Source organism: Streptomyces antnestii, assembly GCF_004005495.1.
Classification (GTDB): domain Bacteria; phylum Actinomycetota; class Actinomycetes; order Streptomycetales; family Streptomycetaceae; genus Streptomyces; species Streptomyces antnestii.
Window position 1 is genome coordinate 32,994 of record NZ_RZYA01000016.1, and the last position, 25,520, is coordinate 58,513.

At 72.8% G+C, this 25,520-nt stretch carries 22 protein-coding genes and 1 pseudogene; 12 read left to right on the plus strand and 11 right to left on the minus strand.

What is annotated here, in order from left to right:
* Positions 1-201: 201 nt before the first annotated feature.
* The gene (locus tag EOT10_RS28135) at positions 202-2,172 is read left to right on the plus strand and encodes an ATP-binding protein (protein ID WP_127831146.1); all 1,971 of its coding nucleotides are present in this window, start codon (positions 202-204) and stop codon (positions 2,170-2,172) included.
* Positions 2,173-2,304: 132 nt separating this feature from the next.
* On the opposite strand, the gene cynS is transcribed toward EOT10_RS28135, so the two are convergent.
* Together cynS and EOT10_RS28145 are read right to left on the minus strand one after the other, a co-directional pair.
* On the minus strand, positions 2,305-2,775 hold the full coding sequence (gene cynS, locus EOT10_RS28140) for a cyanase (protein WP_127831147.1): 471 nt from the start codon (positions 2,773-2,775) through the stop codon (positions 2,305-2,307).
* Positions 2,776-2,918: 143 nt separating this feature from the next.
* Positions 2,919-3,518 carry a carbonic anhydrase gene (locus EOT10_RS28145; protein WP_127831148.1) on the minus strand — a complete coding sequence of 200 codons (600 nt, stop codon included), beginning with the start codon at positions 3,516-3,518 and terminating at the stop codon, positions 2,919-2,921.
* Between the two features lie 135 nt (positions 3,519-3,653).
* On the opposite strand from EOT10_RS28145, the gene cynR reads away from it, so the two are divergent.
* From cynR to EOT10_RS28160, 3 genes are all read left to right on the plus strand, one after another.
* A complete protein-coding gene (gene cynR, locus EOT10_RS28150) occupies positions 3,654-4,562 on the plus strand; it encodes a transcriptional regulator CynR (RefSeq protein ID WP_127831149.1) in 909 nt (302 codons plus the stop codon).
* A 192-nt stretch (positions 4,563-4,754) separates the two neighbouring features.
* The gene (locus tag EOT10_RS28155) at positions 4,755-5,669 is read left to right on the plus strand and encodes an AurF N-oxygenase family protein (protein ID WP_127831150.1); all 915 of its coding nucleotides are present in this window, start codon (positions 4,755-4,757) and stop codon (positions 5,667-5,669) included.
* A gap of 19 nt (positions 5,670-5,688) precedes the next feature.
* Positions 5,689-7,332 carry an FAD-dependent oxidoreductase gene (locus EOT10_RS28160; protein ID WP_127831151.1) on the plus strand — a complete coding sequence of 548 codons (1,644 nt, stop codon included), beginning with the start codon at positions 5,689-5,691 and terminating at the stop codon, positions 7,330-7,332.
* 45 nt (positions 7,333-7,377) lie between these two features.
* Here EOT10_RS28160 and EOT10_RS28165 read toward each other — a convergent pair whose 3' ends face one another.
* Positions 7,378-8,814: a purine-cytosine permease family protein gene (locus EOT10_RS28165; RefSeq protein WP_127831152.1), complete on the minus strand. Its 1,437-nt coding sequence runs from the start codon at positions 8,812-8,814 to the stop codon at positions 7,378-7,380.
* A 70-nt stretch (positions 8,815-8,884) separates the two neighbouring features.
* Here EOT10_RS28165 and EOT10_RS28170 point away from each other — a divergent pair, with 70 nt between their 5' ends.
* The gene (locus EOT10_RS28170) at positions 8,885-9,574 is read left to right on the plus strand and encodes a TetR/AcrR family transcriptional regulator (protein WP_127831153.1); all 690 of its coding nucleotides are present in this window, start codon (positions 8,885-8,887) and stop codon (positions 9,572-9,574) included.
* Positions 9,575-9,616: 42 nt separating this feature from the next.
* Here EOT10_RS28170 and EOT10_RS28175 read toward each other — a convergent pair whose 3' ends face one another.
* Complete coding sequence (locus EOT10_RS28175; protein ID WP_127831154.1) at positions 9,617-10,810, minus strand: M20 family metallopeptidase; 1,194 nt, start codon at positions 10,808-10,810, stop codon at positions 9,617-9,619.
* 230 nt (positions 10,811-11,040) lie between these two features.
* Here EOT10_RS28175 and EOT10_RS28180 point away from each other — a divergent pair, with 230 nt between their 5' ends.
* Positions 11,041-11,661 carry a TetR/AcrR family transcriptional regulator gene (locus EOT10_RS28180; protein WP_127831155.1) on the plus strand — a complete coding sequence of 207 codons (621 nt, stop codon included), beginning with the start codon at positions 11,041-11,043 and terminating at the stop codon, positions 11,659-11,661.
* Positions 11,662-11,769: 108 nt separating this feature from the next.
* Positions 11,770-13,221: an MFS transporter gene (locus EOT10_RS28185; protein ID WP_127831156.1), complete on the plus strand. Its 1,452-nt coding sequence runs from the start codon at positions 11,770-11,772 to the stop codon at positions 13,219-13,221.
* A gap of 38 nt (positions 13,222-13,259) precedes the next feature.
* Here EOT10_RS28185 and EOT10_RS28190 read toward each other — a convergent pair whose 3' ends face one another.
* The 3 genes from EOT10_RS28190 to EOT10_RS28200 all read right to left on the minus strand — a co-directional run bounded on the left by EOT10_RS28190 (position 13,260) and on the right by EOT10_RS28200 (position 16,550).
* Positions 13,260-13,655 carry a hypothetical protein gene (locus tag EOT10_RS28190; RefSeq protein ID WP_223281256.1) on the minus strand — a complete coding sequence of 132 codons (396 nt, stop codon included), beginning with the start codon at positions 13,653-13,655 and terminating at the stop codon, positions 13,260-13,262.
* Between the two features lie 81 nt (positions 13,656-13,736).
* Positions 13,737-15,293 (minus strand): FAD-dependent oxidoreductase, encoded by a 1,557-nt coding sequence (locus EOT10_RS28195; protein ID WP_127831279.1) that lies wholly within the window; start codon positions 15,291-15,293, stop codon positions 13,737-13,739.
* Positions 15,294-15,707: 414 nt separating this feature from the next.
* The gene (locus tag EOT10_RS28200; protein WP_127831157.1) at positions 15,708-16,550 is read right to left on the minus strand and encodes a SigB/SigF/SigG family RNA polymerase sigma factor; all 843 of its coding nucleotides are present in this window, start codon (positions 16,548-16,550) and stop codon (positions 15,708-15,710) included.
* A 300-nt stretch (positions 16,551-16,850) separates the two neighbouring features.
* Here EOT10_RS28200 and EOT10_RS28205 point away from each other — a divergent pair, with 300 nt between their 5' ends.
* A complete protein-coding gene (locus EOT10_RS28205; RefSeq protein WP_127831158.1) occupies positions 16,851-17,660 on the plus strand; it encodes a VOC family protein in 810 nt (269 codons plus the stop codon).
* 39 nt (positions 17,661-17,699) lie between these two features.
* On the opposite strand, the gene EOT10_RS28210 is transcribed toward EOT10_RS28205, so the two are convergent.
* On the minus strand, positions 17,700-18,188 hold the full coding sequence (locus tag EOT10_RS28210; RefSeq protein WP_127831159.1) for a MaoC family dehydratase: 489 nt from the start codon (positions 18,186-18,188) through the stop codon (positions 17,700-17,702).
* A gap of 76 nt (positions 18,189-18,264) precedes the next feature.
* On the opposite strand from EOT10_RS28210, the gene EOT10_RS28215 reads away from it, so the two are divergent.
* The gene (locus EOT10_RS28215; RefSeq protein ID WP_223281257.1) at positions 18,265-19,488 is read left to right on the plus strand and encodes a PP2C family protein-serine/threonine phosphatase; all 1,224 of its coding nucleotides are present in this window, start codon (positions 18,265-18,267) and stop codon (positions 19,486-19,488) included.
* Here EOT10_RS28215 and EOT10_RS28220 read toward each other — a convergent pair.
* A pseudogene (locus tag EOT10_RS28220) lies at positions 19,470-20,579 on the minus strand (MFS transporter); the annotation flags it as partial. The gene EOT10_RS28215 and the pseudogene EOT10_RS28220 overlap by 19 nt on opposite strands.
* A 58-nt stretch (positions 20,580-20,637) precedes the next feature.
* Between EOT10_RS28220 and EOT10_RS28225 the strand changes: the two are divergent.
* Both EOT10_RS28225 and EOT10_RS28230 read left to right on the plus strand, forming a co-directional pair.
* On the plus strand, positions 20,638-21,609 hold the full coding sequence (locus EOT10_RS28225) for a helix-turn-helix domain-containing protein (RefSeq protein ID WP_127831160.1): 972 nt from the start codon (positions 20,638-20,640) through the stop codon (positions 21,607-21,609).
* A gap of 89 nt (positions 21,610-21,698) precedes the next feature.
* Positions 21,699-22,580 (plus strand): hypothetical protein, encoded by an 882-nt coding sequence (locus EOT10_RS28230; RefSeq protein WP_127831161.1) that lies wholly within the window; start codon positions 21,699-21,701, stop codon positions 22,578-22,580.
* 581 nt (positions 22,581-23,161) lie between these two features.
* On the opposite strand, the gene EOT10_RS28235 is transcribed toward EOT10_RS28230, so the two are convergent.
* Both EOT10_RS28235 and EOT10_RS28240 read right to left on the minus strand, forming a co-directional pair.
* Positions 23,162-24,274 (minus strand): YncE family protein, encoded by a 1,113-nt coding sequence (locus EOT10_RS28235; RefSeq protein WP_127831162.1) that lies wholly within the window; start codon positions 24,272-24,274, stop codon positions 23,162-23,164.
* A complete protein-coding gene (locus EOT10_RS28240) occupies positions 24,271-24,459 on the minus strand; it encodes a hypothetical protein (RefSeq protein WP_431313330.1) in 189 nt (62 codons plus the stop codon). The genes EOT10_RS28235 and EOT10_RS28240 overlap by 4 nt, the downstream gene beginning before the upstream one ends.
* A gap of 535 nt (positions 24,460-24,994) precedes the next feature.
* Here EOT10_RS28240 and EOT10_RS28245 point away from each other — a divergent pair.
* Positions 24,995-25,423 (plus strand): NUDIX domain-containing protein, encoded by a 429-nt coding sequence (locus EOT10_RS28245; protein WP_223281258.1) that lies wholly within the window; start codon positions 24,995-24,997, stop codon positions 25,421-25,423.
* The last annotated feature ends 97 nt before the right edge of the window (positions 25,424-25,520 follow it).

A 25,520-nucleotide genomic window follows, 5' to 3' on the forward strand; every position in this document is an offset into this window, starting at 1 on the left:
GCTCCACGACGGGGCCGGAGAGTCGTGCTCGCGTTCGAGTGTTCCGCGCGACGGGTGGACCGTGCCGAGGCGACGACACCCTGGGGCCGCTGAGGCGTTGGGGTTGCCGTGGCACGGGTGCAGTGACGGTTCTGCACAGAGCGGGCGCGGGTCACGGAGGGCGGCGACCGCCGACGGACGAGGGGCAGGACTGTGCGGAGAGTGGCGGACGTGTGGACACTCATGGGCGGAGACGGCGCGCCGTCGGCGGCGGGCGACCGGCTGCCCGCGCGTCTGATCGGCCGGGACCAGGAGTCGCAGGCCCTGCGCACACTCCTGGAGAACCACCGCCTCGTGACGGTCGCCGGCGGCGTCGGCGTGGGCAAGAGCCGGCTCGCCGCCGACGCGGTCGCCGGAGCCGCCGCACGCAGCCCGGCGGCGCGCCTCATGCTCGTACGGTGGCCGGAGGCCGGGCAGCCCGGGGCGCCCGCGTCGCTGACCGCGGCGGTGATGGAGGCGGCGGCCGGGATCCGCGGGCGGCGCGGCGCCACCCTTGCCGACCGGCTGTGCGCCACCGACGTGCTGCTCTTCCTCGACGACGTCGACCCCGTCCACACCGAGTGCGTGGGCATGGTGCAGACGCTGCTGGAGTTCGTGCCGTCGCTGCGCGTCCTGGTGACCGCGCGCCGGCCCCTCGGCCTCGGCGCCGAGGCGGTCCTTCGCCTGTCGCCGCTCGGCGTCGAACCCCCGGCTGGGCAGCACACCGCACCCGCCGTGGAACTGTTCCTGGAGACCGCGCGCGCCGCGCAGGACGATTTCGCCGCCGACGACACGGACCTGCGGTCGGTGGCGGACATCTGCCGGTCCGTGGGCGGGCTTCCCCTCGCCGTCGAGCTCGCCGCGCGGCAGGCCGTGCAGGGCGGCGTGCGGGAACTCTCCGGCCGGCTCCGGGAACACCAGTGCTGGCTGAGCGCACCCGACATGGCCGTTCCCCGGCACCGGTCGCTGAGGGACGCCGTCGCCGCGGCCTACGTACTGTGCGACCGCGAGGAGCGGATCGTGTGGGCCCGCGCCGCCGTCCTGCCCGGCGACTTCGACGAGTCGACGGCCGCGTTCGTCTGCGCCGGCGGCGGCCTCGAACCGGCCCGGGTCCCCGCGTGCCTCGCCCGCCTCGCCGCGGTGGGCGTCCTGACCCCGGTACGCGACCCTGGCGGCATCCGCGAACCCCGCTACCGCATGACGGCGGCCGCCCACGACTTCGGCGGTGAACGGCTGTGTGAGGCAAGGGAGTTCGAGGTCGCGGCCGAACGCCGCGCGATCCACTTCCACCGGGTGGCCGCCCTCGCGGAGAACCTCTGGAGCCTCGGCAGCCAGCCCCAGGCCGTACGCCTCGTCATGGACGAGGCCGAGGGCATCGCGGCCATGCTGGAGTACGCGCCCCGACAGCCCGAACTGGCGGCGGCCGCCCTGGAGTCCGTCCTGAACCTGTGGTTCTGGTGGGCGGTCTACGACCGGGTCGACGAAGGGCGCCGGCATCTCCTTCGGCTGCTCCCGATGTGCCGCGGCGACGGGCTCCTCACCGCGCGCGCCCTGTGCCTCACGGCCTGGCTCACGGCGTACGGGGACCCGTACGGGGCGAGCGAGCTGCTGCGGCACGCCTGGCCGGCCGCCGTTCTCGCGGGCGACGACGCGACCATCGGCAGGATCGCGCACGTCCAGGGCATGCTCGCGCTGCACCGCGGTGACCTGGAGCGGGCCACCGAGCAGTTCCAGGAGGCGGCCCGGACGATCCCGCCGCACGCTCCTGGAGGTCTGTCACCGGTGGTGAGTCTGGCGGCCCTCGCCGTGACGCAGGCGGGGCGCGCGCCGCGGGCCGCGCGGCAGAGCGCGCGCAGCGCCCTTCGGCAGCCCGGCATCCGCGGCGACGCCTGGGCCTGTCTCGTCGCCCGCTACGCCCAGGCGTTCGTCGACCGGAGCGGTGGCCGCAGCGCCCGGGCCCGGCAGCGTGCGCAGCGCGCGCTCGCCGCCCTCGACGACCGCCTCCCGGCCCCGCACGGCTCCGTGGCCCTGCGCAATCTGCTCACCGACTTCGACGGGGGGAGGCCGGGCGGAGGCCTGCCGACGACGCCGGTGCCGCGCGGGCGGACGGACGTGGCGCTGCCGGCCCTGGTGGGCAGCGGCGTCCTGGGGTGACGCGGCGCGGGGCCGCATTACAGGGAGCCGTATTGCAGGGAGCCCAGGGGTGGGCGTGGACGTGGGCGAGGACCGGAGGGCGTGGGGCACCTCCGGTCCTCGCGGATCCCGGTGTGGGGGAGTGGCGTGTGGTCAGAAAGGCTTCGTCGGAAGGTACTTGCCGTCCAGGGTGATGACGGCGCGCTCGCCGCCCTCGGGGTCGGCGACCTTCTTCACGTCGAGCTTGAAGTTGATCGCGCTGATGATGCCGTCGCCGAACTGCTCGTGGACGAGGGCCTTGAGGGTGGTGCCGTAGACCTGGAGCATCTCGTAGAAGCGGTAGATGGTCGGGTCCGTCGGGATGCCGCCGGGGATCGAGCCGCGCGTCGGGATGGTCTGCAGGAGCAGGGCCGCGTCCTCGTCCAGGCCGAGCAGCGCCGCGACGGCTTCGGCGGACGCCTTCGGCAGGGCGTGCTGGCCGAGGACGGCCGCGGTGACGAAGGCCGGCGACAGTTCCGCGGCGTCGGCGATCTGCTGCCAGGTCAGGTCCTTGCGGGTCTTGGCGTCGACGGCGGCGATGGCGACGGCCTCACGGGCGGTGGGGTCGAACTGTGCGTGCGGCATGGTGCGTTCCTTCTCTTTCGGTGCCGCCCCGGTCATGGCGCCCTGGTGGCGCCTCGTCCGGTGGCGTCGTGGATTCCGTCCGGGGTGGCCGGGCGGGGCGGGGGGTTCCGCGGGGATGTGGTTCGGGTGGTGGTGGGGCGGGGTCAGGCCGCGACCGTGACGGCGCTGACCTCGTCGACGGCGCCGGTGGCGATGTCGAAGACCCAGCCGTGCAGCGTGAGCGTCCCGTTCGCCAGGGCGCGGGCCACCGCGGGATGGGTGGCCAGGTTCTGCAGCTGCGCGGACACGTTCGCCCGTACCAGGGCGGCGACCCGGCCGGAGCCCGTCGTGGCCGGGCCGGCGGCGGCGCGGGCCTGTGCGGCGTCCGCGTGCCGGAGCCAGTCGGAGACGACGGGCGCGGCGCTGAGGTCGTGGCCTTCGGCCAGGGCCGTCATCGCTCCGCAGGACGAGTGGCCGCACACGACGATCTCGCTCACGTGCAGCACGGCCACGGCGTACTCGATGCTCGCCGCGACGCCGTCGGGGCCCGACGTGTAGGCCGGGACGAGGTTGCCCGCGGTGCGGATGACGAACAGCTCGCCCGGCTCGCTCTGGGTGATCAGCTCGGGGACCACGCGGGCGTCCGAGCAGCCGATGAAGAGCGTCGTCGGACGGTGGGTCGTGGCGAGCTGGGCGAAGAGCCCGGCCTTCGCGGGAAAGACGTCGCGGCGGAACCGCGCGAGGCCGTCCGAGATGTCGTGCACGGATCGCTCCCTTCGATGACTGCCTGCCCGGCGGGCTGACGAGATCCACCATGCATGACCATTGGGTATAGCGTCCAAGACGCAATGACCATGACTCCGATCGATGGCATCTATAGGGCCGCGTATGGTGGAGGTATGGGCCCAGAACTCCGCCACCTCCGCTATCTGACCGCGGTCGTCGAGCACGGCAACTTCACCCGTGCGGCCGAGGAGCTGCGCATCTCCCAGCCGACGCTGTCGCAGCAGATCAAGCAGATGGAACGCGTCGTCGGCGCGCAGCTCCTCGACCGCAGCGGCCGCGGCGTGCGCCCCACGGACGCCGGCGAGGCCTACGTGTACTACGCGAAGCGCGTGCTCAGGGACATGGCCGCCGCCGACCGCGCCGTGCTCGACGTGGCGGACCTCTCGCGCGGACACCTCCGCCTCGCCATGACGCCCACCTTCACCGTCTATCTCACCGGCCCCCTTGTCGACACGCTCCGCAGCCGCCATCCCGGCATCACTGTGGACGTCCGGGAGATGACGCAGGACCGTATCGAGGCGAGCCTGCTGGCCGACGAGCTCGACCTGGGGATCGCCTTCGCGGGGTCGCACCAGGCGGGCGTCTCGGCCACGGCGCTGTTCACCGAGCGCCTGAGCCTCGTGGTGAGCGTCGGCGGTGACGAGGTACGGGGCGACCGTCCGTTGCCGGTCCGCGAACTGGCGGATCGTCAACTGGCCCTGCTCAGCGGTGACTTCGCCACCCGCGGGCACATCGACGACTATCTCGCGGCGCACCGGGTCGCGCCGCCCGTCGCCGTCGAGGCCAACAGCATCCAGGCGCTCACCGAGATCGTGCGGCGCTCCTCGCTACTGGCCACCGTGCTCCCCGACGCCATCGCCGAGGACCACCCGCACCTGCGCCCCGTCCCGCTCGACCCGCCGCTGCCCGCCCGCACCGCCGTGCTCCTGCGCAGGGAGAGCGCCTACGAGAGCGCTGCCGCGCGCGCCTTCGCCCGGCTCGCCCACGACCTCGTCCAGGAGCGGGGATACGGGCGGCCCTGACGGGGTCCGGCGGGTTACCGGCGGCCTTCGCGGGTGTTACGGAGAGGTGCTTACCGGGGGGTAGGCCAACGCACCCCCCTTGTTATACGGTCCGTCTAACAAGCAGGCGGGTGGCTTGAGCCGAGCCCCCGTCCACCTGGGCTGACCTGGTGTCTTCGCAAGGAACGCACGTCTGATCCAAGGAGCCGCAGCATGGCAAACGGCACTGTTCGGCCGGCATCGCACGACCTCCCCGACGAGCGCGGCGTCTCGCGGCGGCTGCTGGAATCGGCCGCCGTGCTGGCGTACGACCCGGCCACCGAGGTGGACTGGGAGACGCCCCTGGACAAGGACTTCCACGGCGCGAGCCCGGAGTGGAGCACGCTCTACGGCACCCCGTACTGGGCGGAGCTGACCGAGGCGCAGCGCAGGGAGCTGACACGGCAGGAAGCCGCGTCGGTGGCCAGCACCGGCATCTGGTTCGAGATGATCCTGCAGCAGATGGTGCTGCGCGACGTGTACGCGAAGGACCCGACGGGGGCCGACTTCCAGTGGGCGCTCACCGAGGTCGCCGAGGAGTGCCGCCACTCGATCATGTTCGCCCGCGGCGCCGAGAAGCTGGGGGCGCCGGCCTACCGGCCGCACCGGCTCGTCATCGAACTCGGCCGCGTCTTCAAGACGCTCGCCTTCGGTGAGGCGGCCTACGCCGCGATCCTGGTCGCCGAGGAAGTCCTCGACGTCATGCAGCGCGACTGGATGCGGGACGAGCGGGTCGTGCCGTTCGTCCGCACGATCAACAACATCCATGTCGTCGAGGAGTCGCGGCACATGAAGTTCGCCCGCGAACAGACCCGCAAGCGCCTCGCCCGCGCGGGCCGGGTGCGCCGGCACATCAACGCCTTCGTGGTCGCCACCGCGTCGTACTTCATCGTGACGAGCATGGTCCGCAAGCAGGTCTACGAGAGCGCCGGACTCGACGTCGAGCGTGCGGTGGCCGAGGCCCGGGCCAACGAGCACCACAAGTCCATGATGCGCGCGAGCTGCTCGGGCCTCATGGAGTTCCTGGCGTCCGCACGGCTGCTCACCAAGCCGGCGCTGGCGTTCTACAAGCGTGCCAACCTCATCTGAGCCGACGTGAGTTGACGACATGACGTACGCCATCACCCAGACCTGCTGCAGCGACGCCACCTGTGTCGCCGTGTGCCCGGTGAACTGCATCCACCCCACCCCCGAGGAGCGGGCGTTCGGCAGCACGGAGATGCTGCACATCGACCCCGTGTCCTGCATCGACTGCGGCGCGTGCGCCGACGCCTGCCCCGTCGACGCGATCTTCCCCGTCGACCGGCTGTCCCCTTCGCAGCGGGAGTACGCCGACATCAACGCCGCGTACTACCGGGACGCGGAGCCGGCGCCGGTCGACGACAGCCCCAACTTCCACGCGTGGGGGAGCCCGTCGTTTTCGCGCGTCCTGCCCTCCGACCTCGCGCCGCTCAAGATAGCCGTGGTCGGCACGGGACCCGCGGGGATGTACGCGGTGCAGGACCTGCTGCTGCACACCAACGCGGAGGTGACCCTCATCGACCGGCTGCCGGTGGCCGGCGGCCTCGTGCGCTACGGCGTCGCACCGGACCACCCCGCCACGAAGAAGGCCGGCGAGTCCTTCGCCAGATTCCACACCCACCACCGCGTCCGGATGCACCTGGGCCTCGACGTGGGTGAGGACGTCACGCCGCAGGAGCTCGCCGAGCACCACGACGCGGTCGTCTACGCCGTCGGGGCCGCCGCCGACCGCCGCCTGTCCGTCCCGGGCGAGGACCTGACCGGCAGCATCTCGGCCCGCACCTTCGTCGCCTGGTACAACGCCCACCCGGACGTGCCGCACGACGCGATCGACCTGTCCGCAGAACGCGTCGTGGTCGTCGGCAACGGCAACGTCGCCCTCGACGTCGCCCGCATCCTGCTCGCCGACCCGGACGCCCTCGCCCGCACCGACATCGCCGACCATGCCCTGAAGGCGCTGCGCGCCGGCTCGGTGCGCGAGGTGGTCCTGCTCGGCCGCCGGGGACCCGAGGACGCCGCGTACACCACGTCGGAGCTGCTCGCGCTCAAGCACGTGCCCGGCCTGCAACTCCTCGTCGACGATCACGATCCCCGGACCGGCGCGGCCATCGACGCGGCCGGTCCGCACGACAAGGCCGCCGTCCTGAGGGGAGTGCCCCTCGGGAGCTTCGACGCGGATCGGGCACCGGCGCCCGGGCGGCGCATCGTGCTGCGCTTCCACAGCACGCCCGCGGAAGTGCTCGGTACGGAACGGGTCGACGCCGTGCGCACCGACGGGGCGTCGGGGGAGCGGGAGATCGCCGCCGGGATGGTGCTGCGCGCGATCGGCTATCGCGGTGGACCGCTCGCGGGCCTCCCCTTCGACGAGACCAGCGGCACCGTCCCGCACGAGCGCGGGCGCGTCACCGGGATGCCGGGGACCTACGTCGCGGGCTGGATCAAGCGCGGCCCCAGCGGCGGGATCGGCGCCAACCGCACCTGTGCGGCCGAGACGGTCTCCACGCTCCTGGCCGACGCCGTGGCCGGCGCCCTGCCGGAACCGCCGCACGCGCCCAAGGCCTTCCACCGCCTCGCCAGGCGCCGCAACCGGCGCGTCCTCGACGCGAAGGGACTGGCCGCGATCGAACGGGCCGAGGCCGCGCGCGGCCGCGAGGCGGGACGGCCACGGGTCAAGCTGGCCACCGTCGACGAACTCGTCGCGACGGCGCGGCGCGGGCGTCTGCTGCGCTGACTGACGGGTGAGGTGAGAAGGGTGGCCGGAGGGGGCGCGCCCCTCTCACCCCCGTAGGGCCGCGGCGGGGCGGGGTGCGCGGGTCAGGGCGAGATAGAGGCCCGTGGCCACGAGGATCCCGACCGGCAGGGAGAGATCCGTGCCGCCCGCCGCCCGGGCGATCGGCCCGGTGTACATCTGCGTGTGGATGCACGTGAAGGCGACGGCGGTGGCGGCCGACAGGGCGATCGCCCCGGCCCAGTTGACGCCGCCGCTGTACCAGAACGGGCTGCCCCGGGACTCGTCGGTCAGCTGCCTGCCGTCGTAGCGGTTACGGCGCCACAGGATGTCCGTCGCGTAGATCGCGATGCTCGGGCCGAGGAGCGCCACCATGATTTCGAGCAGGTTGCTGACCGTGTCGAGGAAGTTGGAGACCAGCAGCGCGTACAGCGTCAGCGCCACCCCGAGGGCTCCGTCGAGGGTGACGCTGCGCGATCTGCGGATCCGGACGCCGATCGACTGCAGGGCGAGGCCCGAACTGTAGGCGGTCATGGCGTTGTTGCAGACCGCGCCGAGGATGACGGCCAGGAGGAACGCCGGCTTGAACCAGCCCGGCAGGATCGTCTGCAGCGCCGTCTGGGGGTCGGACATGTCGAGGGCGGTGCCCGCGAGCGCGCCGAGCGAGGTGAACAGGACGCTGGGCACGAAGGCGCCGAGCGCGGTCCAGCCGGCGACCGCCGCCGGCGACGTGGTGCGGGGCAGGTAGCGGGCGAAGTCGGCGCTGTTGCTGTACGAGAGCGGCGCCGAGGCGACGAGTGTGGTGCCGCCTATGACCACGGTCCACAACTCAGCGCCGTGCAGGGGGTGTTCGGGACGGTAACCCCAGTCGACGTGGCCGATTACGTATCCCGCGAGGACGGCGAAGGCGGCGGTCAGGGCCAGGGTGAACGGCAGGTAGAGCCTCACGATGGTGGCGTGGCCGTAGACGCTGATGGCGAGCGTCGCGACGGCCAGCGCGACGATGACGACGACCTTGACGCCCGTGGTGACGGCGATTCCGGCCTTGTCCACGAGACTGAACGCGGCGAGCGAGGCGGCCGCCCAGCTCAGGGCCAGATAGCAGACGGAAACGAACCAGCCGGTCAGGGCGATGTTCGCTCGGTTGCCGCGGACGCCGAACATCGCGCGCATGACGACCTGGCTCGGGGCGCCGGCCGCGGGACCGCTGACCGCGACGAGCCCGACGAAGGCCCAGCACAGATTGCCGGCCACGATCACGCCGAGCGCCTGCCACAGGCCGAGGCCCATCAGGATGAGGGCGCCGCCGACCACGAGGCTGAGGTAGCTGACGTTGGGCGCCGCCCACACGGCGAAGAGTTCGTGGGCACGGCCGTGCCGCTCGCCGTCGGGGATGAAGTCGATGCCGTGCGTCTCCACATGTCCGGCCTGGTCGGCGGGGGGTGAGGGCGCCTGCTCCGGGGGGTCTGGGATCGTGGGAGCCATGCAGTCCTCCGAACAGGCGAGCACGGGAGCCGACTTGTCTATTGGCCGTAATTCCAATAGCGCTGAGGGGGTGCCGTCAAGCACCCGGCCCAAGCGCGTGCGGAAGGCCCCCGAGGCCCGCCGCGCCGAGATCGTGGGCGCCGCCGCGAGGATCGCGCTCGCGGAGGGCCTCGAATGCATCACGATGCGACGGGTCGCGGACGAGCTCGCGGTGCGCCCCGGCCTGATCAGCCACTATTTCCCGGCCGCGGAGGATCTTGTCGCCGAGGCCTTCGGTGTCGCGGCGACGGTCGAACTGGACGAGCTGATTCCCGTCGATCGGCCCAAGGGTGACGAGCTCGCGGACCTGGCGCGGTTCTTCCTCCTGGCGTCGGGTGACCGCTTCGACGGCATGAGCCGGCTGTGGCTCAACGCCCGGCACCTGAGCCGCTACCGGGACCGGCTGCGCGACCGGGTCGGCCGGCAGGAGGCCCGGTGGCGCGATCGCCTGACCGACCTCATCCGCGACGGCGTCGACGCCGGGGTCTTCCGTACGGAGGACCCGCTGATCGCGGCCATCCAGATTCTCGTCGTCATGGACGGCCTCGGCGCCCACGCCAACACGGACCGCACCAACCGGCCCCCGGAAGTCACCGGCATGGCCGTCACCACCGCGGAACGCGCACTCGACGTGCCGCGCGGCACTCTCGCCGACCTCATGGCCGCCCCGGACCTGGCCCGTGAGCCGTGCGCGCCCGAGGCGCCGGCCGAGCGCGACTGACCACCGTACGGTCCGGCCGGTTTTCGGGAGCGAGCGCGGTGCTCAGCCCTGACGGGCGGTGACGCAGCCGGCGCGCCACTGGGGGTCGGCGGCCAGGTCGAGGCCGGTCCACGCCATCGCGAGCGCCCCGTCCAGAACAGCCTCGTCGCCCGCGGAGCCGGACACCTCCTCGGCGAACTGCCGCGTGTGCGGCATGCCCTGGGCGCCGAGCACGCCGATTGCCGGGTGGATGGCGGGCATGGCGTGGGTGACATTGCCCATGTCGGTGGAGCCGCCGGTGCCCCGCGGCGACGATCCCGGCTCCGGCAGCTCACGCCCGGTCGCCCGCAGGTTGCGCGCGTAGGCCTCCATCAGGGACGGGTCGTGGCACAGGTCCAGGTAGTCGGGCTGGATGCGGCGCACCTCCATGGTGGTGCCGGTGGCCAGCGCGGCGCCGCGGAAGCAATTGAGTACGCGCTCCCGGAGCTCGCCCAGCTCCTCGCCGGTGGGGGTACGCACCTCGTACTCGAGCACCGTCCGCTCCGGGATGATGTTGGTCCGCTCGCCGCCGTGCCGAACGATGCCGGCGACCCGGTAGCCGTCCCGCAGCTGCTGGCGGAGCTGGCCCACCGCGACCTGCGCGACGACCGCGGCGTCCCCGGCGTTGAGCCCGCCCTCGGGGGCCGCGGCGGCGTGCGACGCGCGCCCGGTGAACGTCACCTCGAAGCGGGCCACGGCGTTGCTCGAGCCGCGCGGGTCCACGGCGTCGACCGGCGAGGGATGCACCATCATCGCCACCGTCACGTCGTCGAAGGCGCCGCGCTCCAGCATCAGCACCTTGCCGCCGCCCTCCTCCTCGGCCGGGGTGCCGAGCAGCTTCACGCGGAAGCCGAGCTCGTCGGCGGCGGCCGCCAGGGCTATGGCCGCGCCCGCGCCCGCCGCGCAGATGATGTTGTGCCCGCAGGCGTGGCCGATCTGCGGCAGCGCGTCGTACTCCGCGCACACCCCGACGGTCAGCTCGCCGCTGCCGTACGTCGCCGTCAGCGCGGTCGGCAGATCGCACACCCCGCGCTCCACGGTGAACCCCGCGTCCTCGAGGAGCGCCGCGAGCCGCCCGGCGGCACGGACCTCCTCGAAGGACGTCTCCGGGTCGGCGTGGAGTTCGTGACTGAGCTCCAGCAACCGGTCCTTGTACTCGTCGAGGCGGGCGGCGACGCGGTCGCGGAGAGAGCGGAGAGAAGAGTCGGCTGCGGGCATGGGGGAGGTCCTCCACTCGGGGTGAGCACGTGAGCGCGAAAGGAAACGCACCGTTTCCTTTCGTGGGGGTCATGTGTACCAGCTCACCGAGAGCCTGGCTATGAGTCCGGAGGTGGTCGAAAGGCTCCCATCGGCCCGGCGTCCCGTCGGCGTCCCGGATGGTGACATTGTTCGGGGAACTTCCCGTTTCCTATTGACGTGAGCGCTCGCATGCCCCGAAATGGGACGGCATGGCGAGCACAGCGCGGCCGGCAGGCCGACCACGCAGCGAAGAAGTCCGTGACCGCGTCATCGGCGCGGCCGAGGAACTGCTCGACGAGAGCGGCTACCTCGGAATGACCATGGACGAGATCGCGGTGCGCGCCAAGGTGTCCAAGAAGACCCTCTATCGGTGGTGGCCGCACAAAGCCGCGGTGATCGCCGACGTGCTGGTGGCCCGCGCCGACGTGCGCACGGTCCCCGACCTCGGCGACACCCGCGCCGAACTGCTCGTCGTCTGCGACTACATCGACGACTTCACCCGCGCCCGGGACGTCTTCAGCCGGCTGTGCCTGACCGAGGCCGCGGTCGAGGAGACGACGGTCCTGCGGTCGTTCCTCGACGTCGTGCTCCACCGCCGGGACCAGGCACGGGCCGCCGTACAGCGCGGCATCGCCCGCGGCGACCTGCCCCCGAACGTCGACACCGACGCACTGCTCGACCTGTGGAACGGGTTCTTCGTCTACCGGAGGTCCTTCCGCCCCGCACCCGTCCGCGAGGAGACGGTCCACCAGCTCGTCGACCTCGCCCTGGCCGGACAGGTACCCCGCCTGCCCGGCTCCGGTCCCCGCACGGACGACCCCACGGGCTGAGCCCCATCCGCCCACCCCCTCCCTCCCCTCTCCGCTCCCCTCCCTCGTACCTCCCTCCCCGCGCGCGGGCGCCCCGCCCGTACTCGAGTACGCCTTGGAGACCCCGCCATGCCCCGAAGCGCATCCCCAGGCCGCACGTCACCGTCGACCGCCTCCGTCGTCGGATTCCTCGTCTTCATCGAACTGTGCAGCGGCATCCTTCAGGGCGCCGTGCCCGTCGTCGTGCCCCTCATAGGCAATGACCTGCACGTCAGCGCCGGCGACCTGAACTGGGTGAACAGCGTCTTCCTGCTGGTCGCCGGCATCTCCGTACCCCTGCTGTCCCGGCTCGGCGACATCTACGGCCACCGGCGGATGATCCGGGTCACCATGCTCACCGTCGCCGTGGGCTCGGTGATCGTCGCCACGGCCGACAGCTTCACGGTCCTCCTCGTCGGCCGGGCCCTGCAGGGCGTCTTCGCCTGCTGGCTGCCGCTCGACTTCGCCATCGTCCGCGACCGCGTCGAGAAGGAGCGCGTGGGCGCCGCCATCGGCATGCTCGTCGGCGCGCTCACGCTCGGCGCCACCCTCGGCACGCTCGGCATGGGTCTGCTCTCCCGCGAGGTCCACGACGTGCACGGGCTGCTGCTGCTCCCGGTCGCCGCCATCGTGCTCTGCCTGCCCGTCGCCTTCCGGCTGATCCCCGAGTCGGTCACCCGCGCCGTCTGCCGCATCGACTGGACCGGCGCGGCGCTCCTCAGCGCCGGTCTCGCCGTCGTCATGTTCGGCATGGCGATGGCCAAGAACGCGGACCTCGGCACCACGGCCGCCGCCCTCGCCCTCGGCGCCGTCCTCCTCGCCCTGTTCGTCCGCGCCGAACTGCGGGCCCCGCAGCCCCTGGTGGACATCCGCCTGATGGCCCGCCCCTCGATGGCGCTGCTCTACGTGCTCAGCTTCCTCACCGGCTGCGTCCTGTACGGGGCCCAGACCGCCAACCCGTCATTCTTCGCCACCCCGCGCAGCCTCGGTTTCGGGTTCGGCATGAGCGCCTTCGGCATCTCCCTGCTCGCCGCCGTGCCCCTCGTGGCGATGGCGGGTGCCGGTGCCAACGCCGACCGCGCCGTTCGCCGCTTCGGCCCGCAGCGCACGCTCGTCGGCGGCTTCGCCCTGGTGGCGGTCGGCTACCTGGGCATGGTCCTCGCCCACAGCGCGCCCTGGCAGCTCGCCGTCCTGGGCGGCATCAGCGGCGTGGGCATCGGCACCGCCATCGCCACGCTGCCCACGCTGCTCATCCGGCACCTGCCGGCCGACCAGACCGGCATCGGCACGGGCATGTACAACACGCTCAAGACGCTGGCCGGCTCGGTGGCGGGCGCGGCCTTCGCGGCGGTCATGAACCGCCTCCTCGTGAACGTGCCCGGCGCCCACGTGGCCTCCGAGTCCGCGTACGTCACGGTCTGGGCGTCGTGCGGAGCGCTGGCGCTCCTCGGCGTCGTCATCGCCCGCCGCGTGGGCCGGGCGCGGAGCCGGGCCGGGGAGCAGTCCGCCCCGGAGGCGGCGGCGGTCGTCGCCACGGACTGAGCCCCGCACGGGCGGGGCTCAACGGACCGGGGACCTCGTCAGGGGTTGCTGAGACGGATCTGGACCTCTACCTCCTGGTCGCCCGAGACGCTGCCGACCTTCTCCAGTGCGAAGGCCGCGTCCAAGGTCTCGCAGAGGCGTCTCACCGCCACCGGGCAGCCCTGGAGTTCGGCCGTCACCGTCCCGGCCAGCACGACGCCGGTGACGTCGGCGGGGGAGCGGGCCACATCGAAGTGCCCCGTCCACGCGGGCGGGCGCGGACCCTCGGGGCGGTGCGGTACGGCCTCGCCGCGGTCGGAGTCGAAGTGGTCGCCCAGGAAGCGGAAGACCGCGTCGGCGTCCGGCGCGGAACAGTCGCCGAGCACGACCTCCACCAGATCCCGGGACGAGGCCGCTCCTTCCGGGAAGGCCGTCGAAGCTGATGCGCTGTTCACGTCGTTCTCCGTTTCTCTCAAGGGCTCAAGGGCTCAAGGGCTCCGGGGCGAAGGTCCTCGCAGGGGCGAAAGGTCCCGCTGTCACGGCCCGTTCGCGTCGTCCGGTGGGGGAGGCGGGTCGGATCCCGTGGTGTCCGCCAGGTGCAGGCGCAGGTCCATGGGCGCCAGGGGCCGGAGCGCCGGGCCCTGCAGGACCGACCCGTCGGTGGCGAAGCGCGAACCGTGGCACGGACATTCCCACGTCGACTCCGCCGCGTTGAACGCGACGAGGCACCCCAGATGCGTACAGCGCGCCGAGACGGCGTGCACCGTGCCGTCCTCGGCGCGGTGCACGGCACACCGGTGTCCGTCGATCCGCACCACCGCGCCCGACCCTGGCGGGATGTCGGTGACCGAGTCGACGTGCGCGGTGTGCAGCCGGTCGGCGACGAAGTGCCGTGCGACATCGGCCTGTTGCCTCAGCAGCGCGGGCGCCTCCCGCACCGTGCTCCACACGCGGCGCGGGTCGTACAGGTCGGCCCACGGCGCGTGTTCGCCGGTGATCAGGCCGCTGAGCAGCTGCCCGGCAAGCACGCCACTGCTCATGCCCCACCCGCCGAAGCCCGTCGCCACCCAGGCGTGCCGGGCCCCCGGATGCAGGGGGCCGATCATCGGGATGCCGTCGCCGGAGTCGTTGTCCTGGGCGGCCCAGTGGTAGGCCGTGTCGTCGACGGTGAAGTGCTCACGCATCCACGAGTCGAGGGCCGCGAAGGACGCCGCCGCGTCCCCCGTACCCGGCGTGAAACTCTCGCCGGTCACGATGAGCAGCCGACGCCCGTCCGGTCCGTACGGCGCGGTGCGCACCGACCGCCTGCCCTCGTCCTCGGTGATGAACATGCCGGGCGGGCCGGGGTCGGCGGCGAGCGGGGCGGCGACGACGAGTTCCCGGCGCGGCTGGAGGCGCGCGAACAGCAGCGCGCGGTCGAAGATCGGGTAGTGGGTGGCGACGACGACGTCGTGCGCGGTCACCGTGTGCTCCGCCTCGGTCGTCACCGTGCACGGCCGGCCGCCCATCATCTCGGTCACCCGGGACCGCTCGAAGATGACACCGCCCCGGGCGATCAGATCCTCGGCGAGGGCCAGCAGATACGCGCGGGGGTGGAACTGCGCCTGGTCGTCCACCCGCACCGCCCCCGCCACGGCGAACGGCAGCCCCGTGTCCTCGGTGTACCAGGCCGGGAGCCCGGCCTCGCGGGCCGCCTCGGCTTCGACGCGCAGCGCCAGGGTGCCCTCCTGCCGCAGCGTGTAGGTGTAGGCGGGGGCGCGTTCCAGGTCGCAGTCGATCCCCACCTCGGCACAGATCTCGGCGACGTGTTCCACCGCGCCCTGCTGGGACGTCGCGTACTGGCGGGCGGCCTCCTCGCCGTGCACGCGGCGCAGCCGCTCGTAGACGAGGGTGTGCAGCGCGGACACCTTGGCCGTGGTGTAGCCGGTGACTCCCGCGGCGATGCGGTCGGCCTCCAGGACGGCGACGGTCCGCCCCGCGCGCGCCAGTTCCCAGGCGGTGCTGAGCCCGGCGATCCCGCCACCGATCACCGCGACATCGACCTCGGTGTCCTCGGTGAGCGGCGGATAGGCGGTCGTGGCACTGGTGTGCATCCAGTACGACTCGCCCCGTCCCGGCAGATCCAGTCTCGGCGCCACCGTCAAGGCCTCCTTCTGGTCGCCTCGTCACCTCGTCGCCCGCGGTCGGGTTCCCGCGCCGTGTTCCGTAAACGCCGTGCTCCGTAAACATGGTGACCGCGATGCCGGCCGGGCGCGCGGCGAGTGGGCGGTGGCGGGCGCGAGGACACTCGCGGAGGGGAGACGCTGCGTCCCCGCACCCTGCGACCCCCGCCCGATACATCCCGGCGGCGGCCGCTCCCCGCCGGCTGCCGCCCCTTGCTCCCGCAGGGGGCCGGGGCAGCGGACGGAGCTCGGCTCACCGGGCGGGCCACCGTGTCCAGGCTGCGGAAACCCGACCGGCTCCCGATTCCAGTGTCCTCCCGCGCGCCGTCCGCGGCGCCCCCGGCGTCAGGCCGCCGGCACCCCGTCGGCCGCCCCGTACTCCTGGTCGGCCTCCTCCCGCACCCGCTCACAGCTGTGGTGGATGAGCCGGGAGACGTGCATCTGCGAGATGCCGAACTGCTCGGCGATGCGGGCCTGCGTCATGCCCTCGAAGAAGCGGAGATAGAGGATCGTCCGCTCCCGCTCCGGAAGATGCCGCAGCCCCGGCTTGGCCGCCTCGCGGTCGGTGATGAGGTCGTACGCGGTGTCGGGTGCGCCGAGCGCGTCGAAGAGGCTGTGCCCGTCCACACCGGGCGGCGAGAGCTCGGCGTCGAGGGACAGCGCGCTGTAGCTCTCGATCGCCTTGAGGCCGTCGAGAACCTCTTCCTCGGTCAGCCCGGTGCGGGCGGCGATGGCGCCGATTCCCGGCTCGGGGCTGCCGGGCCGCTCCATGAGCTCGCGGCGGGCCGAGCGGACCTTGTTGCGCAGGTCCTGCACCCGGCGCGGCACGTGCACGTCCCACATGCGGTCGCGGAAGTGCCGGCGCAGTTCACCGGTGATGGTGGGCACGGCGTAGCACTCGAAGGGGCCGCGCTCGGGCCGGTAGTGGTTGATCGCCTTGACGAGACCCATGGCCGCGACCTGCTCCAGGTCCTCGGTGCTCTCGCCCTTGTTCCGGTAGCGGCGGGCGATGCGGTGCGCCATGGGCAGCCAGGCCTCGACGAGCAGTTCGCACAGGACGTCGCGCTCGGGACCCTCGCCCAGGTCGGCCATGCGCGCGAACGCGGCCGACGTGTCGGGGGCGTCGTCGTGGGGGTGACGTGAGGTCCGTCGGTGCCGGGTGGTGCCCGCAGTGATGTCAGTGAGCATCGGGATAGCTCCTCAGCGGTGTGCCGCGCGTGGCCGCGGGAACGGGCGCCGGCATCCATCAGGAGCGGCACGCCGCTCGCGGGTAGGTGCCTCCGGTCCGAAGCATCGACATGCGACTGCACTTCGATTCTGCGACCGCGGATGCCGGCGTGCTACTCGGCGGGCCGCTGCGTCACACCACGTCGCAGGCGGTCTGCGGACGGTTGTCGGCGGTGGAGGGGGTGAGGTGCGCGGTGGGGTGGGTACTCGGTCGTGGGTAGTGCTGACCGGGTCCCCAGGCGGTGAAAGCGGGCGTCTTTCATGAGCGGCAAGTTGATCTCCAGGACCGGATCGGACGGCGACACGTCTCATCACGCCGTGCTGGGCTCTCCGTGCTGGGTGAGCCTCGCGGCCCGCGACCTGTCCGCCGCGGAGGCGTTCTACCGGGCGGTCCTGGGCTGGACGTTCCGCGCCGCGACGCTCGGTGAGCGGTTCCGGGTGGCGCTCGCGCACGGGCGGGCCGTGGCGGGCATCGGGGCGGTCGCTCCCGCGTTGCAGGTCCCTGTCGCGTGGACGCCGTACTTCGCCGTGGCCGACGCGGACGAGACGGTCGGCCGGGTGCAGGAGCGTGGCGGCACCGTGGGCGTCGGTCCGATCGGCTTCCCGACGGGCAGGGCGGCACTGGTGTCCGACCGGGCCGGCGCCGTGTTCGGCATCTGGGCGGGCCGGCTCATCCGTGACTTCGGCGCGTGGCGCCGCTCGGCCCCGCTGTGGCTGCGCCTGGTCACGCGCGACGCGTTCGACGCCGCGATCTTCTACGGCGAAGTCCTCGAGTGGACGAGCCCGGGCCGCTGCGACGTGCGGTACGAGGACGGAGCGGTCGTCCTGGTCTGCGCGGGGGAGCCGGTGGCCTCGCTCTGCGGCGGCGGTCCTGAATCGGCCCCCGACCCGGAGCTGCGGCCGCGCTGGCAGGTCCGTTTCATCGTCCCCGACGCGGCCGCGTGCGCGCGTGCCGCCGAGGAGTACGGCGGCACGATCACGGGTGAGGACACGGACGCGGGAGGCGAGTGCGTCACCCTGCGCGACCCCGAGGGTGCCGAACTCGCGGTCTTCGCGCCCCGGGAGGCGTAGGGCCGTTCCCTCAGGGCGCCCGACGACCGCGGGCGGGCATCACTGCGTCCGGCGCCGCAGGAGGTTCATCGCGGACAGCGTGAGGACGGTCTCGCCGTGCTGGTTGAGGACCTCGACGTCGGTGTGTACGAGCCCCCGGTCCGGCTTGGACCGTGAGGGGCGCGCCGAGCGCACCGTCGTACGGATCGACAGGCTGTCCCCGGGCCGCACGGGGCGTGTCCAGCGCAGCTCGTCGACGCCGGGGGAGGCGAGGCTCGCGACGTTGCTCACGTAATGGTCGGCGTAGAGGCGCATCATCACGGACGCGGTGTGCCAGCCGCTCGCGATCAGGCCCTTGAAGGGGCCACGCTCCGCGGCCTCGGGATCCGTGTGGATGCTCTGCGGATCGAACTCCCCGGCGAACCGGAGGATCTCCTCCTCGGTCAGGGTGATGCTTCCGTAGGCATAGGACGCCCCGGGCACGTAGTCCTCGAAGTAGCGCTCCCCGACAGGGGTGTTGAAGTCCGGGCCGATCGCTGAGGTGTTCATCCCCGGCACGGTAGCCGACCTCGCCGACGCGTGGCCACGCACGGTGTTTCCGCAGGTTGCGGGTAAAATCGCTCATGTGAGATTCCCGCGATGGTCGGTGGATCGCCTCCTGGAGCGGCCACCGGGCCGCGGCCTGGTGGCGGTGCCGCTGGGTCTGATCGTGGTGATCACCTTGGTGGACATCCGCACACCGGCCGATGTCCATCTGGGCCCGCTGCTCGTCATCGCGCCGGCCCTCACCGCCTCGGTGGCGGGCCCGCGCCTCACCGGTCTGGTCGGCGTCCTGGCCGTGGCCGCCCAGGTCCTGATCGCGGCGCTGCACGGCGGTCTCGGCACGGCCAACCACGTCTCGCAGATCACCGCGCTCTCCATGCTCTCCGTACTGATCGTGCTGTTCTGCCGGGCGCGGGAACGGCGCAGCCAGGTGCTGAACCGTGTGCGGTCGGTGTCCGAGGCGGCGCAGCGGGTGCTGCTGAGACCGCCGCCCCGCAAGGTCGGCCCGCTGCGGGTGGCCTGGCTGTACCTGGCGGCCGAGGACGAGACGCATATCGGCGGAGACCTGTTCGCGGTCGCCCGGGCCGCCCGCGACGGCACGAGAGCCGTCATCGGAGACGTACGGGGCAAGGGCCTCGCCGCCATCGGGGAGGCGTCGGTCGTGCTCGGCGCGTTCCGCGAGGGCGCCCACCGTCATGACGTGCTGCCCGATCTGGTGGTGGCCATGGAGGACAGCGTGTGCCGGAACCTGGAAGAGGTCGCCGACACCGCACTCGACGCCGGGGAGCACTTCGTCACCGCCCTCGTGCTCGACATCCCGGACGAAGGCCATCAGGCGGAGATGGTGAGCTGCGGCCACCCGCCGCCGTTGCTGGTGCGCGGACGGCGGGTCGAGGAGCTCCTGTCCCGTCACCCCGTGCCACCCCTGGGCATGGGCGAACTGCCCGTCCCGCTGCCCGGCACCGACCGTTTCGCCTTCGCCGCCGGCGACATGCTCGTCCTGTACACCGACGGGGTCGTCGAGGCCCGCTCACCGGGAGGCGACTTCTACCCCCTGGCCGAGCGGGTCGCCTCCTTCCCCGCCGCCGGACCGGACTCCCTGCTGCGCCGCGTCCACCGCGACCTGCTCGCCCACACCGGCGGCCAGCTCAACGACGACATCGCACTCCTCGTCATCGAGCGCGCCCCGGTGCCGGGCCGCGCGTGGGGCAGCCCGCGTACGGCAGCGCAGGTCAGGGGCAGCAGCATGGCGGCGGCCGAGACGACCCCGGCGCCCAGACACACCCGGAACGCGCCGAACGCCTGAGCCAGCGGACCCACACAGAGCTGGCCCACCGGAATCGCGGCGTACGACAGCAGGTCGTCGTAGGACGCGACCCGCGACAGTACGTGCGCGGGCACGTGCTCCTGGAGCGAGGTGTCCCACGCGACCCCCGTGACGGAGGAACCGAGCCCCGCGACGAACGCCCCGACGAGCAGCCACGCCGTCGCGGACCGCGCCCCCAGCGCGAGCAGCGGCAGCGCGCCCAGCACACCGGCCGAAAGTCCGAACCGCAGCAGATGCCGCACCGTCAGCCGGTACATCAGCAGGCTCGACACCAGCATGCCCACACCTCGCACACTGAGCACGACCCCCCAGGTCGTCGCTCCGCTGAGCTGCCGGGTGAGCTGCGGGCCGAGGATCTGCCACGTACCGGTCTGTGCGAGGTTCAGCAGGCAGAAGGACAGGGCGCCGACCCACACCCACCGGATCGCGCGGAACGCGCTCCAGCCGGTGCGGATGCCGGCCCACACCGTGGCCCCCTGTGACACATCGGCGGTGCCGGTGAGGGAGAGCCGTGCGAGGAAACCGGCCGCGACGAGAAAGGTGAACGCGTCGAACGCGATGGCGGGGCCGCTCCCCACCGTCACCACCAGCACACCCGACAGGCTCGGCCCGAGGATCTTCGTCGCGTTGCCGGCCGAACCGAGCAGTGAATTCGCCTGTTGCAGAAGGGACTTGGTGACGAGCTGGGGGACGACGCCGCGCAGCGCCGGTGTGGTGAAGGCGGCGAGCACACCGTTGAGGAACTCGAGGGCGGCCACCGGCGGCAGCGAGTAGTGCCCGGTCATCAGGAGCGCGGCGACGGCGCCCTGCGTGCCCGCCGCCCCCAGATGTGCGGCCACCAGGACGGTCCGCCGCGGGAACCGGTCGGCGACCGCGCCGCCCACCAGCAGGAACGCGAGCAGCGGCAGCATGTGGGCGGCGAGTACGACGCCGAGGTCGTGGCCGCTGCCCGAGGCGTCGAGGACGGCGAACGCCAGGGCGACCGGCGCCATCGAGCTGCCGAGAAGGGACACCAGACGTCCGGCGAAGAACCGGCGGAACGCGGCCTGTCGGAGAAGGGAGGTACGCATCGGCCCGAGTGTGGGGAGCCGCGGACGCGCACGCTAACGTTTCGGCAGGAGGCGAAAGATGGTGCTGCTGCGGTTGAGTCCGATGGCCCTGTCACAGTCGCGGTTCGCGCTGTCGCCGGGCGCCGAGACCCTGGGCTCGATGAGCGTCCTGACGAAGCCGTGCTCCGACCCGTGGCTCACCCCGTGGCACACCCGCCACCACGACGCCTTCCACGCCATCCTCGACGCCGACCCGTTCGCCCGGGGCCTCGTCGAGCTGCTCTGCTCGACCAAGTACCTCCCCGGCTATGTGAGCCGCCCGCCCACCGGCGGCATGCGCACCAAGCTCGCCGACGAACTGAAGGCGGTCGCCGAGGCCCGTGACGACGACATACGCGCGGACCTCGACGCGGCGGTGGCCCGCAGCTGGAAGCGCCACGACCTGGCGTGGCTGACCGGGCGCGGATGGGGCGCCCGAACCGCCGGCCTCTTCCGGCACGTGTGGACCACGCACGTGCGGCCCGACTGGCCCCGCAGACGCGCCCTGCTGGAACGCGACGTCACCTACCGGGCGGGACTGCTCGCCGCGTACGGCTGGCCCAGAGCCCTCCAGCACATGAACCGCCGCAGCGCCTGGGTCGGCGCCGACGCGATCCGCTTCAGCGACCAGCCAGGACCCGACCACATCGTCGGCGAGGGCGGCATGCTGTTCGTCCCGGTCTGCGTGACGAGCGGCACCTGGCTCGCCGAGGCGCCGCCCGACCGCTACGCCCTCGTCTACCCGGCCCGCGGCTCCGGCGACCCGACCGCGCGGCCACCGGTGGCCCCGGCCCTGGAACGGCTGATCGGCAGCGGCCGGGCCGCCCTGCTCCACGAGCTCGAACGCCCGGCGACCAGCAGCGAACTCGCCGCACACCTCGGCCTCTCCCTCGGCACCGTCGGCGGCCACCTGTCCGTCCTGCGCGACGCGAACATGGTCACGGGGACGCGGGTGGGCCGGCGCGTGGTGTACCGGCGTACGGCGACGGGCGACCTCCTCGCACAGACCTAGGCACTCCCGGGCCCCGGTCCAGAGCATCGACCGGCGCGTCCCGGCGCCGCGCGCCGCCCGGACGGTGGAGCGGACGGCACAGTGGACGTGTGGATGTCGATGAAGTCGTCGAGGAGCTCTACCGGCTGCCGCCCGCACAGTTCACGGCCACGCGTGCCACACGGGCGGCCGAGGCGAGACAGGCCGGGGACGCGCCCGCCGCCCGCCGGATCGCGGGCCTTCGCAAGCCGACGCTCGCCGCCTGGGTGTCGAACCTCCTGGCGCGCCGGACGGAGGAGGCGGGGCAGCTCCTCCAACTCGCCCAGGCGCTGCGGGAAGCGCACCGCACGCTCGACCCCGACCAGTTCCGCACGCTCAGCCACCAGCGGCACGTGGTGGTCGCCGGTCTGGCGCGGGAGGCGGGCCGGCTCGCCCGGCAGGCCGGACAACCGGTGAGCGGGAGCGTCCTGCACGAGGTCGAGCAGATCCTCCACGCGGCCCTCGCCGACCCGGAGATCGCCGACCAGTGGGCGACGGGCACCCTCACGAAGGCCCCCGCCGTGCCCACCGACTTCCCCGGCACCGCGCCTGTGGCCCAGGTGAAACAGAAGCCCGGCGGCCCGGCCGCTCCCGCGCGCGGTGGCAAGACGCGTGACACCGCCGCCGACAGACGACGGGCCCGCCTCAAGGACGCGATGAAGGCCGCGACGGAGGCGGCGGCCGAGGTGAACCGGCGCGACGAAGCGGTGCGCCGGGCCGAGAAGGAGCACGAGCGGGCCACCGCCCGGCGGTCCGCGGCGTACGAACGCGTCGAGCAGCTGACGGCCCGGCTCGGCGAGGCCCAGGAGGAGCAACGGGCCGCCGCCGAGGAGACAGACGCCGCGGCCCGCCGTGTCAAGGAAGCGACCCGCGAACGGAAGGCCGCACAGCGCACGGCGGACACGACGTCCCGTGCCGTACGGCGGCTTTCCGAGGGCGATCCGGGACATTGACCGGCTCGCCGCGGAGGAGGTGGATGCGGCGGCTCGCCGTGTCGGGGAAGCGACGCGTGAACGGAGGGCCGCGCAGCGGATGGCGGACGCGGCGTCCTGTGCCGTACGGCGGCTTTCCGAGGGCGATCCGGGACATTGACCGGCTCGCCGCGGAGGAGGTGGATGTGGCGGCTCGCCGTGTCGGGGAAGCGACGCGTGAACGGAGGGCCGCGCAGCGGACGGTGGACGCGGCGTCCCGTGCCGTACGGCGGCTTTCCGAGGGCGATCCGGGACATTGACCGGCTCGCCGCGGAGGAGGTGGATGTGGCGGCTCGCCGTGTCGGGGAAGCGACGCGTGAACGGAAGGCCGCGCAGCGGACGGTGGACGCGACGTCCCGTGCCGTACGGCGGCTTTCCGAGGGCGATCCGGAACACTGACCGGCTCGCCGCCGAGGAGACGGACGCGGCGGCCCGCCGTGTCAGGGAGGCGACCCGAGAACGGAAGGCCGCACAGCGCACGGCGGACGCGGCGTCCCGTGCCGTACGGCGGCTTTCCGAGGGCGATCCGGAACACTGACCGGCTCGCCACGCGCCGCCCGTGCTCACAACACCGCGATGCCCAGCGGCCGGTGGCCCGCCGGCAGCCGGTGGGTCTTCCCGCTGTCCAGGTCCACGACGGTGATCCCGTCCCAGTACCCGTCCCGGGTGAAGCCTCCGGTGACGTAGGCGGTGCGGCCGTCGCGCGACACGGCGACGTCCTCGTGCGGGCCGTCGAGGGGGACGACCCGCTCCTTCCCGTCGGCGGTCCGGATCGTCAGCGACGCGTCGTGGTCGTCGGAGCCGATCGGACCCGTGCCCACCACGAGCAGGGTGCCGTCGGGGGTGAGTTGCGCGCCGTGCTGGTGCGTGTCGGCGGTCATCGGTTCGACGGCGACCTTGCCGGTCCGCGGGTCGAGGACGGCCAGCTTCTCGCCCTCGAAAGGCAGCAGGAGCTTTCCGTCGTCGCGTACGGCGGCGTAGTGCGGCTTGAGCCAGGAACCGAGCCCGCCCTCCGTGCCGTACGGGGCGACCTCGAACCGGCGCGCGGTGAGGTCGTCGGTGCGCACCGCGGTCACGTCGAAGGAGTCGTGGGCGGTGGCGTACACCTCGCCGCCGTCACGGGAGACGTCGACGTCGAAGGGGCGGCGGCCGACCGGAACGGTGTCCGTGACCTTCCGCGTCTCCGTGTCGATGATCTCCAACACCCCCTTCGCGTCAGGGACGTTGACACCCACGTACACATGCTCGCCGTCGGGCGCGAGGGCGATGCCCATGCCGCCGCCCCGGTACTCGCCGGTCGTGGCGGGGCCCGTCTTCGTGGTGTACGGGATACGGCTGAGGCTCGTGCGGGTCTTCGTGTCGACGACGGCGACCCCTTCGGCCGTCGCCACCCAGGCCCTGCCGTCCTTGCCGACGACGAGTCCGTACGGTGCGGTGCCCACCTTCACGGAGTCGAGAGGGCCGCGCTCCGGGTCGACGAACGTGACCGTGTCACCGCCGAAGTCCGCGACCAGCAGGGTGCCTTGGGCGGTACGGGCGGGGGCCGGGGCGGAGGAGGCGACCTCGCCGGCCTCCGGCGCGGGGGTGGTGGAGCCCGACGCGGAGGTCGAGGTGCACCCCGCCGCAAGAAGGACGAGGGCGACCGCTCCGAGGACGCCGCGTGCGCGCGCCGTCATGCCGCACCCGCCCCGACCAGGACGCGCGCGGCCTCGACGTGATCGTCGAGCGCCGCGAGCAGCAGGGGGGAGCGCAGTTCCTCGTCGCGGGCCTCCACCGAGGCCCCGGCGTCCAGGGCCGCGCGCACATCGTCGGCGGCACCCCTGCGGGCGGCGTCAAGGAGTCGGCGGTCGCGGTCGTGCATCTCGGTGCTCCATGTCCGTAGGGGAGGAGCGGTGGCGCATCCGGGTCCCCGCTCCGCCGTCCATTCTCGTGGCGCGGTACGGGCCGGCCGGTCGCCCTGAAGGCTGCTGTGCGGGGGTCCGACGGATGACACCGGGGTCGACCGATCGGCTGATGCACGCCTGGCCGGACGAGGTGGCCCGCGGGCCGGACGGGAGGAGAGGAGAGGCCGGAGGAGAGGCCCCCTCCGCGCCGGATGGGGAGCGGAGGGGGCCCGTGATGGAGGCCTGCCCTCAGGGTGTGCACCGGTTGCCGTCGCCACGACAGGAACCCGAAGACGTCCTCGGGTAGGTCAACGAGCCCGCAAGTGCCATGTTCTGCCATGGCCGCGAGGGACACCCGCACGGAGCTGTCCGGCGTGTCATGTTGACGGGCTCCATCGGATCACGTGGATTCCCGACCGTTCGGGGCGCGTAATCGATAGGTTGTTCCCCTACATCGGCTGCGTCGGTCCCGTGGGGAGCCGATGCCCTGAGGGGTGCGGCGTGGGAGGTCGGATGCGTTCGCGGGTCTCGGCGTATGCGATCGCCGTCACGCAGGAGCAGCTGCTGCTGACTCAACTCACGGACAGCTCACCGGTCTTCGAGCCGGGCCTGTGGCACCTGCCCGGCGGAGGGATCGACCCGCGGGAGCAGCCGCGCGATGCGCTGGAGCGTGAGCTGTACGAGGAGACGGGACGGGAGCTCGTCGACGCCCGGCTCGTCGACGCGCGGACGTACACCGCGCACCGGCTGGGGGTGGACCGGCATCTGGTGGGGCTCTTCTACCTCGTCGACCTCAAGCCGGGTCCTCTCGCGGTGACCAAGGCGGGCGACTCCACCGGCGCCGTCACCTGGATGCCCCTGTCCGGCTTGCGCGAATCCCGGCTCTCCCCAGCCGCCGTGGACGGCCTGGGACTGATCCGCGACCGGTGGAAGCGAACATGACCTTCCCCGGGAAAGGGGCATAAAATGCCGTGGGGAGCCTGGAGGCACTATGGCCGAGAAGCTTGTCCGCACCACACACCGGAGTTCCGGCTGACCG

Coding starts and splice junctions, on each gene's coding strand:
- cynS (WP_127831147.1), bottom strand. CDS start 2,775: ATGCCGCACGCACAGTTCGACCCCACCGCCCGTGAGGCCGTCGCCATC.
- cynR (WP_127831149.1), top strand. CDS start 3,654: ATGGGCCCAGAACTCCGCCACCTCCGCTATCTGACCGCGGTCGTCGAG.
- EOT10_RS28155 (WP_127831150.1), top strand. CDS start 4,755: ATGGCAAACGGCACTGTTCGGCCGGCATCGCACGACCTCCCCGACGAG.
- EOT10_RS28160 (WP_127831151.1), top strand. CDS start 5,689: ATGACGTACGCCATCACCCAGACCTGCTGCAGCGACGCCACCTGTGTC.
- EOT10_RS28165 (WP_127831152.1), bottom strand. CDS start 8,814: ATGGCTCCCACGATCCCAGACCCCCCGGAGCAGGCGCCCTCACCCCCC.
- EOT10_RS28175 (WP_127831154.1), bottom strand. CDS start 10,810: ATGCCCGCAGCCGACTCTTCTCTCCGCTCTCTCCGCGACCGCGTCGCC.
- EOT10_RS28180 (WP_127831155.1), top strand. CDS start 11,041: ATGGCGAGCACAGCGCGGCCGGCAGGCCGACCACGCAGCGAAGAAGTC.
- EOT10_RS28185 (WP_127831156.1), top strand. CDS start 11,770: ATGCCCCGAAGCGCATCCCCAGGCCGCACGTCACCGTCGACCGCCTCC.
- EOT10_RS28195 (WP_127831279.1), bottom strand. CDS start 15,293: ATGCACACCAGTGCCACGACCGCCTATCCGCCGCTCACCGAGGACACC.
- EOT10_RS28200 (WP_127831157.1), bottom strand. CDS start 16,550: ATGCTCACTGACATCACTGCGGGCACCACCCGGCACCGACGGACCTCA.
- EOT10_RS28205 (WP_127831158.1), top strand. CDS start 16,851: ATGAGCGGCAAGTTGATCTCCAGGACCGGATCGGACGGCGACACGTCT.
- EOT10_RS28210 (WP_127831159.1), bottom strand. CDS start 18,188: ATGAACACCTCAGCGATCGGCCCGGACTTCAACACCCCTGTCGGGGAG.
- EOT10_RS28225 (WP_127831160.1), top strand. CDS start 20,638: ATGGTGCTGCTGCGGTTGAGTCCGATGGCCCTGTCACAGTCGCGGTTC.
- EOT10_RS28235 (WP_127831162.1), bottom strand. CDS start 24,274: ATGACGGCGCGCGCACGCGGCGTCCTCGGAGCGGTCGCCCTCGTCCTT.
- EOT10_RS28240 (WP_431313330.1), bottom strand. CDS start 24,459: ATGCACGACCGCGACCGCCGACTCCTTGACGCCGCCCGCAGGGGTGCC.
- EOT10_RS28245 (WP_223281258.1), top strand. CDS start 24,995: ATGCGTTCGCGGGTCTCGGCGTATGCGATCGCCGTCACGCAGGAGCAG.